14 protein-coding genes are annotated in these 14,674 nt (G+C 69.3%); 4 read left to right on the forward strand and 10 right to left on the reverse strand.

The window, feature by feature from the left end:
• Positions 1-280 precede the first annotated feature (280 nt).
• The 3 genes from OHS16_RS09245 to OHS16_RS09255 all read left to right on the forward strand — a co-directional run bounded on the left by OHS16_RS09245 (position 281) and on the right by OHS16_RS09255 (position 3,265).
• The gene (locus OHS16_RS09245; protein WP_328536692.1) at positions 281-754 is read left to right on the forward strand and encodes a hypothetical protein; all 474 of its coding nucleotides are present in this window, start codon (positions 281-283) and stop codon (positions 752-754) included.
• A 157-nt stretch (positions 755-911) separates the two neighbouring features.
• A complete protein-coding gene (locus tag OHS16_RS09250; RefSeq protein ID WP_328536693.1) occupies positions 912-2,030 on the forward strand; it encodes a right-handed parallel beta-helix repeat-containing protein in 1,119 nt (372 codons plus the stop codon).
• Positions 2,031-2,188: 158 nt separating this feature from the next.
• Positions 2,189-3,265 (forward strand): methyltransferase, encoded by a 1,077-nt coding sequence (locus OHS16_RS09255; protein ID WP_328536694.1) that lies wholly within the window; start codon positions 2,189-2,191, stop codon positions 3,263-3,265.
• 105 nt (positions 3,266-3,370) lie between these two features.
• Here OHS16_RS09255 and OHS16_RS09260 read toward each other — a convergent pair whose 3' ends face one another.
• The 7 genes from OHS16_RS09260 to OHS16_RS09290 all read right to left on the reverse strand — a co-directional run bounded on the left by OHS16_RS09260 (position 3,371) and on the right by OHS16_RS09290 (position 8,653).
• Positions 3,371-3,703: a TcmI family type II polyketide cyclase gene (locus OHS16_RS09260; protein ID WP_328536695.1), complete on the reverse strand. Its 333-nt coding sequence runs from the start codon at positions 3,701-3,703 to the stop codon at positions 3,371-3,373.
• A 57-nt stretch (positions 3,704-3,760) separates the two neighbouring features.
• Positions 3,761-4,237 carry an SRPBCC family protein gene (locus OHS16_RS09265; protein ID WP_328536696.1) on the reverse strand — a complete coding sequence of 159 codons (477 nt, stop codon included), beginning with the start codon at positions 4,235-4,237 and terminating at the stop codon, positions 3,761-3,763.
• A 1-nt stretch (position 4,238) separates the two neighbouring features.
• The gene (locus OHS16_RS09270; RefSeq protein ID WP_328536697.1) at positions 4,239-4,496 is read right to left on the reverse strand and encodes an acyl carrier protein; all 258 of its coding nucleotides are present in this window, start codon (positions 4,494-4,496) and stop codon (positions 4,239-4,241) included.
• Between the two features lie 17 nt (positions 4,497-4,513).
• Positions 4,514-5,764 (reverse strand): ketosynthase chain-length factor, encoded by a 1,251-nt coding sequence (locus tag OHS16_RS09275; protein WP_328536698.1) that lies wholly within the window; start codon positions 5,762-5,764, stop codon positions 4,514-4,516.
• Positions 5,761-7,029, reverse strand: coding sequence for a beta-ketoacyl-[acyl-carrier-protein] synthase family protein (locus OHS16_RS09280; protein ID WP_328536699.1), 1,269 nt, complete (start codon positions 7,027-7,029; stop codon positions 5,761-5,763). The genes OHS16_RS09275 and OHS16_RS09280 overlap by 4 nt, the downstream gene beginning before the upstream one ends.
• Complete coding sequence (locus OHS16_RS09285) at positions 7,026-7,460, reverse strand: cupin domain-containing protein (protein WP_328536700.1); 435 nt, start codon at positions 7,458-7,460, stop codon at positions 7,026-7,028. The genes OHS16_RS09280 and OHS16_RS09285 overlap by 4 nt, the downstream gene beginning before the upstream one ends.
• Positions 7,461-7,528: 68 nt before the next feature.
• Positions 7,529-8,653, reverse strand: a complete 1,125-nt coding sequence (locus tag OHS16_RS09290; RefSeq protein ID WP_328536701.1) for a SchA/CurD-like domain-containing protein — start codon at positions 8,651-8,653, stop codon at positions 7,529-7,531.
• A 265-nt stretch (positions 8,654-8,918) separates the two neighbouring features.
• On the opposite strand from OHS16_RS09290, the gene OHS16_RS09295 reads away from it, so the two are divergent.
• Positions 8,919-10,550, forward strand: a complete 1,632-nt coding sequence (locus OHS16_RS09295) for an FAD-dependent oxidoreductase (protein WP_328536702.1) — start codon at positions 8,919-8,921, stop codon at positions 10,548-10,550.
• 117 nt (positions 10,551-10,667) lie between these two features.
• Here the strand turns inward: OHS16_RS09295 and OHS16_RS09300 are convergent, their stop codons facing one another.
• From OHS16_RS09300 to OHS16_RS09310, 3 genes are all read right to left on the reverse strand, one after another.
• Positions 10,668-11,348, reverse strand: coding sequence for a class F sortase (locus OHS16_RS09300; protein ID WP_328536703.1), 681 nt, complete (start codon positions 11,346-11,348; stop codon positions 10,668-10,670).
• 163 nt (positions 11,349-11,511) lie between these two features.
• Positions 11,512-11,898 (reverse strand): hypothetical protein, encoded by a 387-nt coding sequence (locus tag OHS16_RS09305; protein ID WP_328536704.1) that lies wholly within the window; start codon positions 11,896-11,898, stop codon positions 11,512-11,514.
• Positions 11,899-12,354: 456 nt separating this feature from the next.
• Positions 12,355-14,235: an MFS transporter gene (locus OHS16_RS09310; protein ID WP_443042583.1), complete on the reverse strand. Its 1,881-nt coding sequence runs from the start codon at positions 14,233-14,235 to the stop codon at positions 12,355-12,357.
• Between the last annotated feature and the right edge of the window lie 439 nt (positions 14,236-14,674).

A 14,674-nucleotide genomic window follows, 5' to 3' on the forward strand; every position in this document is an offset into this window, starting at 1 on the left:
GTCGACAGCCCGGACCGCTCTGCGAAGAGGGTGAATCGGACGGGTCACGTGGTGCAGTCGTCCATCAGTGAAACGTAGTTCGACTCGGCAGGTGCGACCAGCAACCAACACCCAACCGCACGCGGCCGAGACAGTACGGTGCCGCACGTCACGACGGGTCCGCGGCCGGAATCGGCGCCACCTCCCTCACGTTCCGTTCGGTGCGACCCCGACCGGGGCGCCTTCGCGATTCTGCGCGGATACTGAGGCGTCCCGTCAGTACTGACGCCCGGGAGGGACTGTGGCAGACCTCAGTTTCGGGATCTTCGTCATCGTCTTGATGGGTGCGTTGAGCCTGTTCTCCGTATGGGCGGCATGGCTTCACTGGACCGGCTCGGATCGGGCGCCCGATCTGTCGGGCTACCGGTACTCGGCGAACCCGTCGGTCATCAGTGGTCATGAACGCGGCGTCGTCGCCCTCGCGGGCTGGGTGGTGTGCATGACCCTCGGCATCGTCGCCGTTGGCGCTGCCGCCGGCGGCGCGGGACCCGTTGCCGATGTGGTCGGCGGATGCCTCGTCCTGGGCTCGTTGCCGTTGCTGGCGCTGCACGCCACGATCGCCTGGTTCAACTGGCCGAAGTTCCTGGTACCGCCTCACCGGCGGGGCGAGACGGGCTCGGTGGTCGGGTGGTGGCGTCAGCGCCAGGACATCCGGGCATCGCTCAAGGAAGCTGCCCGACGGGATACCGAGGGCGGCACCCGGCGAGCCTCGTGAAGCGGGACTGACCTGCGCAGCCAGGGACCCGCCCCTTCATTTGTGCGAGGCGGCGGCCCACCCCCCGCGAGCCCGCCCTCATCCCCCCGAGCTCCCCTGTGTGCCCGAACGCTCACCCTGTGTGGCAGGGGTGGGTGATTCCTCTTAGTTTCGGCTCATGACCAAACAACAGCTGAAGCTCCTCGCATGCATCACCGTCGCCGCCGGTACCGGACTGGCCGCGGCCCCGCCCTCAGTCGCCGCCGGCCCGCGGATGGTGCATCCGGGTGAATCGATCCAAGCAGCGGTGAATGCCGCGAAGCCCGGGGACGTCATCCGTATCGCCCCCGGCACCTATCGGGAGAGCGTCCTGATCACCAAACCCGGCCTCACCCTCCGGGGGTCGGGGTCGGGGACGGTGCTCGTACCGGGGAACAGGACGACCAAGCCCGCCAAGTCGACCAAAGCGACCAAAGCCACCAAGTCAACGAAGAAGGCCAAGGCCGCGCAGAGCTGCGCCAAGCAGGGCAACGGGATCTGTGTGCTCGGCACGGCGTCGAAGCCCGTCCGCGACGTGCAGATCCGCTCGCTCGCGCTCTCCGGCTTCAAGAAGAACGGTGTCTGGGCCTCCGGAACCGACAGGCTGGTCGTCCAGCAGGTGGTGTCCGAGAAGAACGGGACGTGGGGCATCGCGCAGGAGAAGTCCGTACGAGGAGTGTTCCGGCACAACACCGTCCGGGCCAACGGCGATTCCGGCATCATGATCGCGAACGTGGTGGAGAGCGAGGGTGGCGCCACCGACACCCGGGGCACCGTGGTCCAGGCCAACCGCCTCGAGGCGAACCGGATCGGTGTCACCCTGCGGCGGGTCCGCAACCTCGCCGTCATCGGTAACGAGGTCACCGGGAACTGCGGCGGCGTGTTCGTCGTGGGTGACGAGAACAAGCCCGCGGCCGGCCAGATGACCATCAGCGGCAACCAGATCCACCACAACAACAAGTCCTGCGCCGCCACCGCCCGGATGCCCGCACTCCAGGGCGCCGGCATCGTCCTCACGGGTTCCCAGGGCACCCTGGTGCGCTCCAACACGATTCAGGACAACGTGGGCAAGTCGCCGTACTCGGGCGGCATCGTGCTCTTCAAGAGCTTCGTGGGCGCGGCGAACAGCGACAACGCCATCCGGGACAACGTCGTACAGGGCAACAAGCCGGCCGACCTGGCCGGGACGAACACCGGGTCGGGCAACACCTTCGAGCGCAATCGCTGCGGAGCCTCCCAGCCGACCGGCACCTGCTGATCCACCTGGCTCCACACAGCCGTTCACCCACCGGTGAACCGGCGGCCGGCCGGCACCGGCCGGCCGGGCTGTGCACCGGCGGGTGAACGGCCCGTCCCGTCCGAAGCCACCCCACCGACCGCCACCAGGATGTCCCCCGCAAGGAGAAACGAAGCCGTATGACCACAGTGAGCACCACACCCCCACCACCCGCAGCGGCCTGCACCTGTTCCCCCACCGTTCAGCCGGCCATGCGGCTGCGTGAGCTCGCTTTCGGTGCTGCGTGCGCCGCCGCCGTACGTGCGGCGGCGCGGCTGGGCGTAGCGGATGCGCTGGCCGAGTCGCCCGCCCCGGTGGAAGAGATCGCGACGGCCCTGCGCATCGAGCCCGAGCCGCTGCGGCGTCTGCTGCGCGCCCTGTCCTGCTATGGGGTGTTCGCCGAGAACGAGGACGGCACCTTCGTCCACACCGACATGTCCCGGCTGCTCCGTGAGGACGATCCGCAGAGCCTGCGCTACATCGCCCTGTGGTGCACGGAGCCCTGGACCTGGGACGTCTGGCCGCGGCTGGACGACGCCGTTCGGTCCGGGTCCAGCGTCTTCCGGCAGGTGTTCGGCAAGGAGTTCTTCGACCACCTCCACCAGGACGCCACCGAGTCGGCTCAGGTCTTCAACCGAGCGATGACCACCTCCAGCATGCAGTCGGCGCTGGATGTCGCGGCGCTTCTCGACCTGGCCGGAGTGTCCACGGTCGCGGACATCGGTGGCGGCCAGGGGCACGTGCTGGCGAGTCTGCTGGAGAAGCATCCCGAGATCCAGGGGACGCTGGTCGACCTGCCCGGCGTGGTGGCGCGGGCGGACTCCCGGCTGCGGGACGGCGGTCCGCTGTCCGGGCGCGCCCGCATCGTGGCCGGGGACTGCCGGCAGAACATCCCGGTCGACGCGGACCTCTACATCATCAAGAACATCCTGGAGTGGGACGACGAGAGCACCCGGAAGACCCTGCGGAACGTGATCGCCGCGGCCCGCCCGGGAGCCAGGGTCGTGATCATCGAGAATCTCGTCGACGACAGTCCGTCCATGCGGTTCACCACGGCGATGGATCTGCTTCTGCTGCTCAATGTGGGCGGCGCCAAGCACACCCGGCAGAGTCTGGTGGACCGGATGACCGCGGCGGGGCTCGTCGTCGGGGAGATCCGGCCGGTCAACGCGTACCTTCACGCGTTCGAGTGCACGGTGCCGGCCGGAGGCCGTTAGAAGACCGTTCCGCACACGGCGCGCAGAACGTGTGCGACGCCCCGGGGCAGGTGCAACGCCCCGAGCCCGGCACGGAGCCGGGCTCGGGGCGTTGCACATGTCCGTTCAGGCGGCGCCGTCGCGCTCCCAGAGATAGAACTGCTGGGCCATCGCGTCCTTGGGGCTCCGCCAGGTCTCCGGGTTGTACGGGCTGATGTACGCGGAGAGCTGGTCGCTGATGTTCTGGAAGGCCGGCGTCCCGGTCACCTTCGCGATCTCTGGGCCGGGCGGCTTCTCCGACTCGATCAGGTGCATATAGACGTCACCGAACTGGAAGAGGCTGCGCCGGGTGACGCCGACCAGATGAGGCAGTTCGCCTCGGTCCGACGCCTCGAAGAGCTTGGCGATGTCCGGCGCGGAACCCGGCGCCATACGGGCAACGATCAGGGCCTGGTGCATCGGGGGGTGTCCCTTCTCTTCGGGCGCCGCCCTGTGCCGGGGCGGCGCCGGCGGTCGTCAGCGGGGTGCGGGCTCGGGGGTGGGGCGCTCGTGGTCGCGCTGTTCGATCTTGTCGCGGATGAGACCCATCTGGACGACCGAGTTCTTGTTGATGTTGTCGGTCATCCAGGCGTCGTCCACCGGAGCTTCCGGCTTCATCGCGAAGTCCTGGACCCAGCGCATCCGGGTACCGTCCACGGCTTCGGTGTACTCCCAGCGGATGTCCATGTGCTGGAAGGGGCCGGTCTCGACCCGGCGGGCCACGACCGTGCGGGAAGCGCGGTTGGTCGTACGCTCCGACACCCAGCTCCAGATCTTGCCGTTGTCATCCGGATGCATGGTGAGGCGGAAGGTGGTGGTGTTCCCCTCTTCGGCCAGGATCTCGATGGACGCGTACTCGCTGAACAGCTGCGGCCAGTGCTCGAGATCGTTGGTCACGTCCCAGACCAGGTCCAGCGGCGCCGCGATGGTGATCTCGTTCTCGGTGTGCGCCATGTCAGGCCTCCATCACGAGGGCGTTGTTGACGAGGTCGAGGAACTCGCGGGGCGACTTGCACTTGTCGGCGTCGGGAGGCAGCGGCAGACCGTGCCGGTTCTCGAGTTCGCCCACGATGCCGAGGAGACCCAGCGAGTCGAGACCGAAGTCGCTGAACCGGGCCTCCGTCCGGCTCTCGAGTTCCTTCGGATCGACGGTGATCCCCGCGCTCTTCTTCATCAGCGCGGACAGTTCCCGGTAGTCGAGTTCAGGGGTCATGAGGACTTCCTCTTTCCTTACGAAGGGGTGTTGACGGCGTGGCGGAGCACCAGCGCCGAGTTGGAGCCCATGAGGCCGCGGCTCAGCACGAGCGCGGTCCGCAGTTCGGCGGGGCGGGCACGGCCGGTGACCACATCGAGGTCGTGGCAGACGTCGAAGACATTCGGCGTCGGAGGTACGAGGCCGTGCTCCATGGACAGAACGGCGGCGGCGGTATCCAGCACCGGCGCTCCGCAGTAGGCCCGCCCGATACCCGACTTGGGCGCGGTCACGGGAACCCGCCGGCCATGAGCGCCCAGTGCGTCGACGATGGCCAGCGCTTCGGCACGGTCGGCGGCGGGGATGCCGAGCGCGTCCGCGAAGACGATGTCGACCTCATCGGGCGCACAGTGCGCCTCGTGCAGCGCCCCGCGGATCGCGTGCGCCAGTCCCTCGCGGGACTCCTCCCACCGGTCGGCGCCGGTGAAGGTCATGGCGTGCCCGGCCACTTCGGCCCTGATGTGCGCCCCGCGGCCGACGGCGGCTCTCTCGTCCTCGACGAGGAACATCGCACCGCCCTCGGCCGGGACGAACCCGCAGGCCCCCGACGTGAAGGGGCGATAGGCGCGGGTGGGGTCCTCCTCGGTGCTGAGTCCCGCGTAGCCGAGCTGGCAGACCATCGAGTACGGCGCCAGCGGCGCTTCGGCCGCGCCGACGACCACCGCGTCGGTGCCCCGGCGGACGGTTCCCGCGGCGTGGGCGATCGCGTCGAGGCCACCGGCCTCGTCGCTCGCCACGACCCCGCACGGGCCCTTGAAACCACCGCGGATGGAGATCTGCCCGGTGCTCGCCGCATAGAACCAGGCGATGGACTGGTACGGACCGACGTAGGTCGGCCCCTGTCCCCAGAGCCGCTGCAGTTCGCGCTGGCCGAACTCGCCGCCGCCGGAACCTGCCGCGGTCACCACACCGACGCCGAAGGGCCGGCCCTCGTAGTCGGTCCTGGTCAGTTCCGCGTCGGCGAGGGCGAGGTCCGCCGCCACCATGGCGAAATGGGTGAACCGGTCGGTCTGGACAAGGATGCGCTCCTCGACGAGTGCGTCGACGGCGAAGCTGCGGACCTCGCCCGCGACCCGCAGCGGAAGGTCCTCGCACCCCTCTCGGGTGATGCGGTCGAGCACGCTGATGCCCTCCTGCGTGCTCTTCCAGAACGTCTCGGTGCTCGTCCCGTTGGGGGCGACGACACCGATGCCGGTGATGACCGCGCGCCGGTCGTTCGGTTGACTCATGGTGTCCTCCCACGGGAGCGGGTCAGCACCACGGCGGACTGGAACCCGCCGAACCCGCTGCCCACCGAGAGCACGCTGCGCAGGGCCGCGGATCGAGCGGTGCGTGGCACGTAGTCCAGGTCGCATTCGGGGTCCGGGGACTCGTAGTTCGCCGTCGGCGGGACCGTCTGACGGTCCAGGGCCAGCACGCACGCCACGACCTCGATGGCACCGATGGCGCCGAGCGAGTGCCCGACCATCGACTTGATCGAGCTCATGGGTATCTCGTACGCGTGTGCGCCCAGCGAGCGTTTCACCGCGGCGGTCTCATGGCGGTCGTTCTGCTTGGTGCCCGAGCCGTGCGCGTTGACGTAGTCGATGGCGGAGCTGTCGAGCCTGGCGTGGTGCAGAGCGGTGTCGATGGCTTTGGCCATCTCCAGACCGTCCGCGGTCAGCCCGGTCATGTGGTAGGCGTTGCCGAATGTGGCGTAGCCCTGGATCTCGCAGTAGATGTTCGCGCCGCGGGCGCGGGCATGTTCGAGCTCCTCGAGGACGAGTACGGCGCCGCCCTCGCCCATGACGAAGCCGTCACGCCGAGCGTCGAACGGCCGGGAGGCGTGCTCGGGGTCGTCGTTGTTCGGCGATGTCGCCTTGATCGCGTCGAAGCACGCCACCGTGATGGGCGAGATCGGGGATTCCGAGGCGCCCGCGACACACACATCGACCCGGCCCTCCTCGATGGCGTGGAAGGCGTACCCGATCGCGTCGAGGCCGGAGGTGCATCCGGTGGACACGGTCTGCACCGGCCCGTGCGCACCGACCTGTTCGGCGACCGCCGATGCCAGGGAGCTCGGTGAGAAGGCCCGGTGCAGATGGTCACCGGCCGGCCGGTGATCGACGTCCCAGCGGGCGCCGCCCGCGCTCACCGCGACGTAGTCCTGCTCCAGCCGGGTGGTGCCGCCGACCGCGGTGCCCAGGGAGACCCCGATGCGCCACGGATCCTCGCCGCCCGGATCGATCCCGGAGTCGCCGAGCGCTTCCTCGGCGGCGACCAGCGCGAACTGGACGTACCGGTCGGAGCGCGCCATCTGCTCCGGGTCGAGCCCGTGTGCCAGCGGATCGAAGTCGCACTCGGCCGCGATCCGCGACCGGAAACCCGCCGGGTCGAAGAGGGTGATGCCCCTCGTCGCCGTACGGCCGTTCGCGAGGAGGTCCCAGAACGCCGGTACACCGATGCCGCCCGGCGCGACGACACCTATGCCGGTGACCGCGACGCGCCGGTTCATGAGGCGGCCGCCGTTCTGTCCGGCGGTGGCCCCTGGTCGACCATGTCGTTGTCCTCGGTGTCCACGTGCCCCAGTTCAGGGCGGGGGGCGAGCGGGCCGAGATGGAAGACCATCCGGGCTTCGTCGTCCCCCACATTCCGGAAGCGGTGGCGCACATGCGGCGGGATGAGGAGACCTTGATCGGGCCGCATGCTGTGGGTCTCGCCGTCCAGATCCACTTCGAGCAGGCCGCTCACCACATACACGAACTCCTCGGAGTACGGGTGGTAGTGCTCGCCGATGCGGTCACCCGGCTCGATGAGCGCGAGGCCCATGAAGCCGCTGGTCGCACCCACCGCGGTCGGCGTGAGCATGGCCCGGAGGTCGCCTCCGCGCTTGCGGTTGTGCTGGGTCTCGCTGAGGTCCACGATGCGTGGCCTATGCAGGTTCATGACAGTCTTCTCCCAGGGTCCGTGCCGACGGGGATGGAGCGGGTTCGCTCCGCTGGACGACGCGCGCTTCAGGACTGCGGCGCGCACCGGTCGGTGATCAAGGTCATTTCGGAGCGGGCGAGGAAGCCCGCGGAGTCCTGACCGGTCGTCGGCACACCGTTGGCGCCGTCGTCGAGCAGGCGCGTCAGCATGCTCGCCTTGCGGGGGCCTTCGATGCCCAGCGCCAGGTCGGGCTTGGCGTCGATCGCTCCCGCCACATCGACGAGCCGTACGACGACGTCGTCCCGCTGGAAGATGGTGCTGCTGGCGACCGGGCTGGTCGGGTCATCGGCCGCCGACTCGTCCTGACTGGCCAGCAGGCGGGCCAGGGCCGTGCCGCAGCCCTCCTTGGCCTGGTAGAACAGCGCGTGCCGCCGCACGTCCGAGGGGGCGTGCCGGCCGGCGGACTCGTGGTGCACCATCGGCAGCGCGGCCCTGGTGAAGAACGTCCTGGCGGAGTTGAGGTCGCTGAGGTCCCGGTCCTGCTCCAGATAGGGGTTGATCGCCTCTTCCACAGCGCGGATCTCGGGCTGCTGGGAGACATGGCGCAGAGCGGCCAGCAGGTCGCCCTCGACCTCCACGGCCCGCACGACCCGGTTTCCGTGCATGAACAGCGAGGTGCGGCGCAGCCGGGTGTTCTCGTCGACCCTTGCCTCCGGGGAGGCGTAGCCGGAGAGGATCTTCGCGACGACATCCTCACTGCCCGGCTTCACCGTGAAGGTGAGCGCGTGGCGGACCACTCCGTCGCCCAGCCGGGGGGCGGCCTGCAGGGTGCCCCGTACGACCGCGTCGGGCGAGCTGCTCCGGGCGCTGTTGCCGGTCTCCCGCAGCACGCTGTAGCGCAGCGAACGGGTGTTGCGTACGCAGCTGTGGAGCGGCTGCACCATCTCGACGTGCTCCTCGCTGTTCACCCAGGCGAGGAAGGGAGGCGCGGTTTCCCACTCGCTCGTGATGAGCCATTGGGAGGGGTTCTCGATGGACTGGCACAGCTCGTCGCTGACGTGGCCGGGCACGGAGGCGACCTGCCTGCGCATGTGCTCGTACGCCTGGAGGAACTGCTCCTGGGCTCCTTCGTGCAGATCCAGCAGCAGCACGACTCGAAGCCTCGAACCGTCGAAGGCGGACTGGGATACCCGTTCCGACAAGACCGTCATGTGGGACTCTCCTTCGAGACGATGCGGCGGTCGCTTCCGGAGCCCACCGTCAGTCGTCGTCATCAGTGGCAGTCGGGAGCGGCTTGCGGTCACTTTCCGTGATCCGCTCCCGGGATTCGGGGATGTCGCACCCTCGATCGATCGTCAGCCGGTGCCGGGGACATCGCGAGAGCTGAGCACCATGCGGGTGAATGACGTCCGAAGCGAGGCCGCCCGGGGCATGAAAAAACTCATCCCTGCAGGACCCCCCTTGGCTGGAGCATTCATGAACGAGAACGTCGATCTCCACGTACCGGTCCTGGTCGTGGGCGGCTCCCTCGTGGGCCTGTCCGCGTCCGTCTTCCTGGGGCGGCTCGGTGTCGAGCACCTCCTGGTCGAAAAACACGCCGACACCTCGGTGCACCCGAGGGGCCGCGGCAACAACGTCCGCACGATGGAGCTCTTCCGTACGGCCGGCATCGACTCGCAGATCAGGGAAGCGGCTGCGGTGCTGGCCGACAACCACGGAATTCTGCAGGCGCCTTCGCTGACCGGTGACGACCAGGAGTGGCTGTTCAAGGAGATCGACCCGGGCGGCGGACTGGCCCGCTTCAGCCCGGCCGGCTGGTGCCTGTGCAGCCAGAACGATCTGGAGCCGGTGCTGGTGAGGTCCGCCCGGGACCTCGGGGGTGATCTGCGCTTCTCGACCGAACTGCTCTCCTTCGAGCAGGACGCCGACGGGGTGAGCGCGGTACTGAAGGACCGGCGGACCGGCGAGCACAGCACGGTACGCGCGGACTACCTCGTCGCCGCCGACGGGCCCCGCAGTCCCGTCCGTGAACAGCTCCGGATCGGGCTGAGCGGAGCGGGCGACCTGTTCCACAACGTGAGCGTCACCTTCCGCTCCCGCCGGCTGGCCCAGGTGCTCGGCGACCGGCGTTTCATCGTCTGCTACCTGACCAGCCCAGGGGCGGACGGCGCTCTGCTGCCCGTCGACAACCGGGAGCAGTGGGTGTTCCACCTCCCGTGGCAGCCCGATCGCGGTGAAACCCTGGAGGACTTCACGGACGTCCGGTGCGCCGAGCACATCCGCCGGGCCACCGGCGCCTCCGATCTCGACATCGAGATCACCGGAAAGGCGCCGTGGCACGCGGCGGAGCGGGTGGCCGACCGCTACTCATCGGGCCGCGTCTTCCTCGCCGGTGACTCGGTCCACGAGATGTCCCCCACCGGGGCGTTCGGCTCCAACACCGGAATCCAGGACGCGCACAACCTGGCCTGGAAACTGGCCGCTGTGCTGAACGGATCAGCGGGACCAGGACTGCTGGACAGCTACGAGGCGGAACGGCGCCCGGTCGCCCAGGCCACGAGCCGCCGCGCCTCGTCACGCTCCGCCGAGCACAGCCACCCCGGATACGCGGCCGCGCCGGTACCGGGCGGCAAGCAGGGCGGGATGCTCCCGGTAGCGCTCGGCTACCGGTACCCGCGCGGCGCCGTGGTCGGCGTCGACCCGGAACTGCCGGTCGTGCCCGACGGAATGCGTCTCGCCGGTGACCCCGGATCGCGGGCACCGCACCTGTGGGTCAGCCGCTACGGCGTACGCAGGTCCACCCTGGACCTCTACGAGCGGTCGTTCGTCCTGCTCACAGACGCGGGCGACGAGGCGTGGCGGGCCGCGGCGAAACGAGTCGCCGACCGGCTGTCGCTGCCGTTCGACGTCTACGCGGTGGGCCGGGGCGCCGGCGCCGATCTGGTGACCGAGAGCGGCACCGACTGGGCCGAGGCTCACGGCACGACGGCCGACGGCGCGGTCCTGGTGCGCCCGGACGGCTTCGTCGCCTGGCGTTCGCCGGCATCGGTGCCCGATCACGAGGCCACCTTGGCCGATGTCTTCGCGACGCTGCTCAGCCGGTCCTGACGGAGCGGACGGAGCGGACGGAACACTTTGAGCGGGCGGGACCTGGTACCGCCGGGACGCTGACTGCCCGGCCGGGGAACCCCCGGCCGGGCAGGTGTGTGTGCGGGTCCCGGAGTGTCAGCCCGTCGATGTCGAGTCGAGGTGCGCGAAGACCACCACGTTGTCCGAGTAGTCCTTGGCCTGGTGGTCGTAGACACCGCCACAGGTGATCAGACGGAGCTGCGGAGTGGGAGTGTCGGCGTAGACCCGGTCGTCGGGGAAGTCCGCCTTGCTGAACTCCTCGACGGAGTCGACCACGAAGGTGGCCACGACGCCGTCCTCGCGGGTGATCTGGACCGTGTTCCCGGGGGTGAGTGCGTACAGCAGCTGAAAGACCGCAGGCCCGGTCTTGGTGTCGACATGGCCTGCGACGATGGCCGGGCCGGACTCACCAGGTGAAGCGCCGCCCTTGTACCAGCCGACGAGGTTGTTGTCGTCACCCGGCGGTGGGTTGAGCTGTCCCTTGGAATCGAGAGTCAGCGTGGTGAAGGGGGCGTCGACGGCGATCGAAGGGATCGACAGGCGCATCGGTGCCGACCTGGGCAGCACCAGGGTCTCGTCGACGGGCGCCGCCGGGGTCGGCGCCGCCGAGGCGACGGCCGCCGGGCGGGGCTCGGAGCCTCCGGTGCCCTCGACGGAGTTGTACATGAGGAGAGCCCCGAGTGCCGCCGCCGCCGCGGGCCACAGCAGGGCTCGGCCCATGGGCTTCGACGCGGTCCGGGGCGGGGTGGTCGGCTCGGGCGACTTCTGGGCAGTCATGGGGCGGTGCCTTCCATCAACGGGGCGACGGACTGTGCGGGTGGGGAAACCTGTGCGGGTGGGGAAACGCAATCGCCGCGGTCACCGTCCCTGCGGAGACGGTGACCGCGACAGCATTGCGGAACTGCACTGCGACCTGCTGGTATCAGCTGGGGGCCGCGGCTCAGACGAGAGCAGCGCCGGTCGAGTTGCGGCGGCGCAGCATGTACGCCCCGGCACCGAGACCGCCGAGCAGCAGAACCGAGCCGGCGGCCAGGCCGCTGCCGGTCACAGCCAGCCCGCCGCCACCGGCGTGCACGCCGCCGTGCGGCTCCTTGCCCTTCCATGAGTCGTGGTCCCCACCCCAGGAGTGGTCTTCCTTCTGCCCGTGCTCGGAGGAGCCGTGCTCGGAGGAGCCGCCCTCCTGGTTGCCGTAGGACTCGGTGCTCGACGACGACGAGCCGCTGTCCGGGGTCCACTGGGCCGGGGTGGATGCGAGGGCCGCCGGGGCGCCGATGGCGAGAATCGCGGTGGCGGCCGCGGAGGCGAACAGGGTACGAGCTGTGCGCATGTGGATAGGTTCCTTCCGCCACCACTGCGCGAGCTGACACGGCATCGGCTCATCGGATTCGCAGTAGCGACGTGCTCACCGTCAACCGGATTCCGGCCGCCCACCACCGGAGCGTGCTGCATTAGGGCCATACCTTGGGCCCTCCGGGTGGTGATCGGCGATTTGTCACCCATTGGCCGGTGTGTCAGGTGTAAAGAGGCAGCAGTCACCGCGGCTCTGCCGTCGGCTGACGAGCGGTCACCTGACGTGCCGTGGACATGCCTCCGGCTCCGGGACCCGGAGGGCGGCCGGCGACCCGGCCGTGCACCTCTCGCCGCACCGGCCCGCCGTCGCGCGCCTCAGGGTGCACGCCTCAGGGCCATGCGCGGTCGGGGCGACGGTGCGGATCTCAGAGCGATGACCGCGCCGGCAAAGGCGCAAGGGGAGCCGGGAAGCCGGGGCACGGAGGGCGCCCCGTCACCCCACCGGCCCCGGAGGCCGGGGCCCCGGCGTGGTGCCGCGGTCCAGAGATGTCGTGCCGCGGTCCGCAGCGGTGGGACCGGCGCCGCCGTCCGGCACGACGGGCCCGCTCAGGGCGATGCCTGCCTCACCGGACACGGCCGCCAGCTCGGAGCCGAGCGACTCCGGAGAGCCCACCGGAAGCCTCCGGCCGATCCGCCCGGTCACCAGGGAGGACAGTGCGGCAACGACACACGCCGCGGCGGCGAACCAGAAGGCGATGACCAGACCCTGGTGGAACGGTCCCGAGATCAGGTGCGGGAAGAACTGCTTGCCGGTGATGTGCGAGCCGCCGTCTGGCAGCTCGGACAGATGACCGTCCAACAGCTGCCGGAACGGGTTGTAGCCCAGGAATGCCGCGAACAGCACTGCGATGGGAGGGAGTTGGGAAACCTGGGACGCTTCGCCCTCGGGAACGCCCTGGGCCACCAGACCGTCGTGCATCACACCCGGCAGGGAGTGCGAGAGGCCGGCGATCATCAGGCTGAAGAAGATGCCGATCGACAGCACCATGGCGGAGTTCTGGAACGTGGCCGTCATCCCGGCGCCCGCGCCGCGTGAGTTCGCGGGGACGGCGTTCATGATCTCGGCCCGGTTGGGCGAGGCGAAGAGCCCGGAGCCGAGGCCGTTGACGAACAGCAGCACCGCGAATATCCCGTAGCCGAAGTCGACCGGCAGTGACATCAGCGCCACGAAGCTCGCGCCGGTGACCAGTGCGCCGCCGACCGTGAACGGACGGGCGCCCAGCCGGTCCGAAATCCAGCCGGACAGCGGGGCCGAGAGCAGAAAGCCGATCGTCAGCGGGATCATGTAGATACCCGCCCACAGCGGAGTCTGCTCGAAGCTGTAGCCGTGCAGTGGCAGCCAGATCCCCTGCAGCCAGATGATCAGCATGAACTGCAGACCGCCGCGCCCCAGGGCGGTCAGCAGGCTGGCCAGGTTGCCCGCGGTGAATGCGCGCAGCCGGAAGAGCGAGAGGCGGAACAGCGGTTCCGCCACCTTGAGTTCGATCCACACGAAGGCACCGAGCACCACCACACCGCCGATCAGGGCGGTCAGCACCCAGGGATTCATCCAGCCCATCATGCTGGAGCCGTAGGGCTGGATGCCGTAGGTGATGCCGACCAGGACGGAGATCAGGCCGACGGCGAAAGTGATGTTTCCCCACCAGTCCATCCGCGCCCTTGCCCGCACCCCGGTGTCGTGCAGCTTGACGTAGGCCCAGATGGTCCCGAAGACACCGAAGGGCACCGAGACCAGAAAGATCATCTTCCAGTTCACCGGAGCGAGTACTCCGCCGAGTATCAGCCCGAGGAACGAACCGGCAATGGCTGCGATGGAGTTGATGCCGAGCGCGGTGCCGCGCTGGTTCGCCGGGAACGCGTCGGTGAGGATGGCCGTGGAGTTGGCGAAGAGCAGTGCGCCGCCGACTCCCTGGACGATGCGCCAGCCGATCAGCCAGAGGGCGCCCGCACTTCCGTCGAGCCAGGTCAGCGAGAGCATGACCGAGCAGAACGTGAAGGCCGCGAATCCCAGGTTGTACATCCGCACCCGGCCGAACATGTCGCCGAGCCTTCCGAAGGTCACCACCAGCACCGCGGTGACCACCATGAAGCCCATCAGCATCCACAGCAGATAGCTGGTGTTGGCGGAGTCCAGCGGGTCCAGGTGGATTCCGCGGAAGATGTCAGGGAGGGCGATCAGCACGATCGACTGATTGATCATCACCATCAGCACACCGAGGGTGGTGTTCGACAGCGCGATCCACTTGTAGTGCTCCCCCGGCCCCCCGGAAGAAGCCGTCGGCTCTCCTGCCGTTCGGCGGTCGATGCCTGCCATGCACACTCCCCTTCGCATGCGCCCTGACCGCCGGCCACCACGGACACGGGTCGTTAGTTGACGCAAGCAATCTATCGCTTGTAGACGGCATCCACATTTCCCGCGGCCGCGGGGGCGATCGGGGCAGGACACCCCCGCCCCATCCCCCTCGCCCGCGATCCGGCACGGAATGAGCATCCGACGCCGCGCCCACCGACGGAACACCGACGCCAGAGGGGCCCGGGCGCACGGCCCGCGCGGCCCGGGGACCGGCGAACGGAACCGCGCGCCGCGCGAACCTGTGAACGATATGTGACGCACGCCACACACGAGCCCCGCAACCCCACAAGGGCCCCAGCACCGCCACGACCGGAAGCCGGCCCCACCACCCCGCCCCGCCGTGCAACTTCCTGCAGCGCGGGAGGACTTCGCGTCCAACACGTTGACATGCGCACAGGGC

This window comes from Streptomyces sp. NBC_00344, assembly GCF_036088315.1.
Taxonomy (GTDB): domain Bacteria; phylum Actinomycetota; class Actinomycetes; order Streptomycetales; family Streptomycetaceae; genus Streptomyces.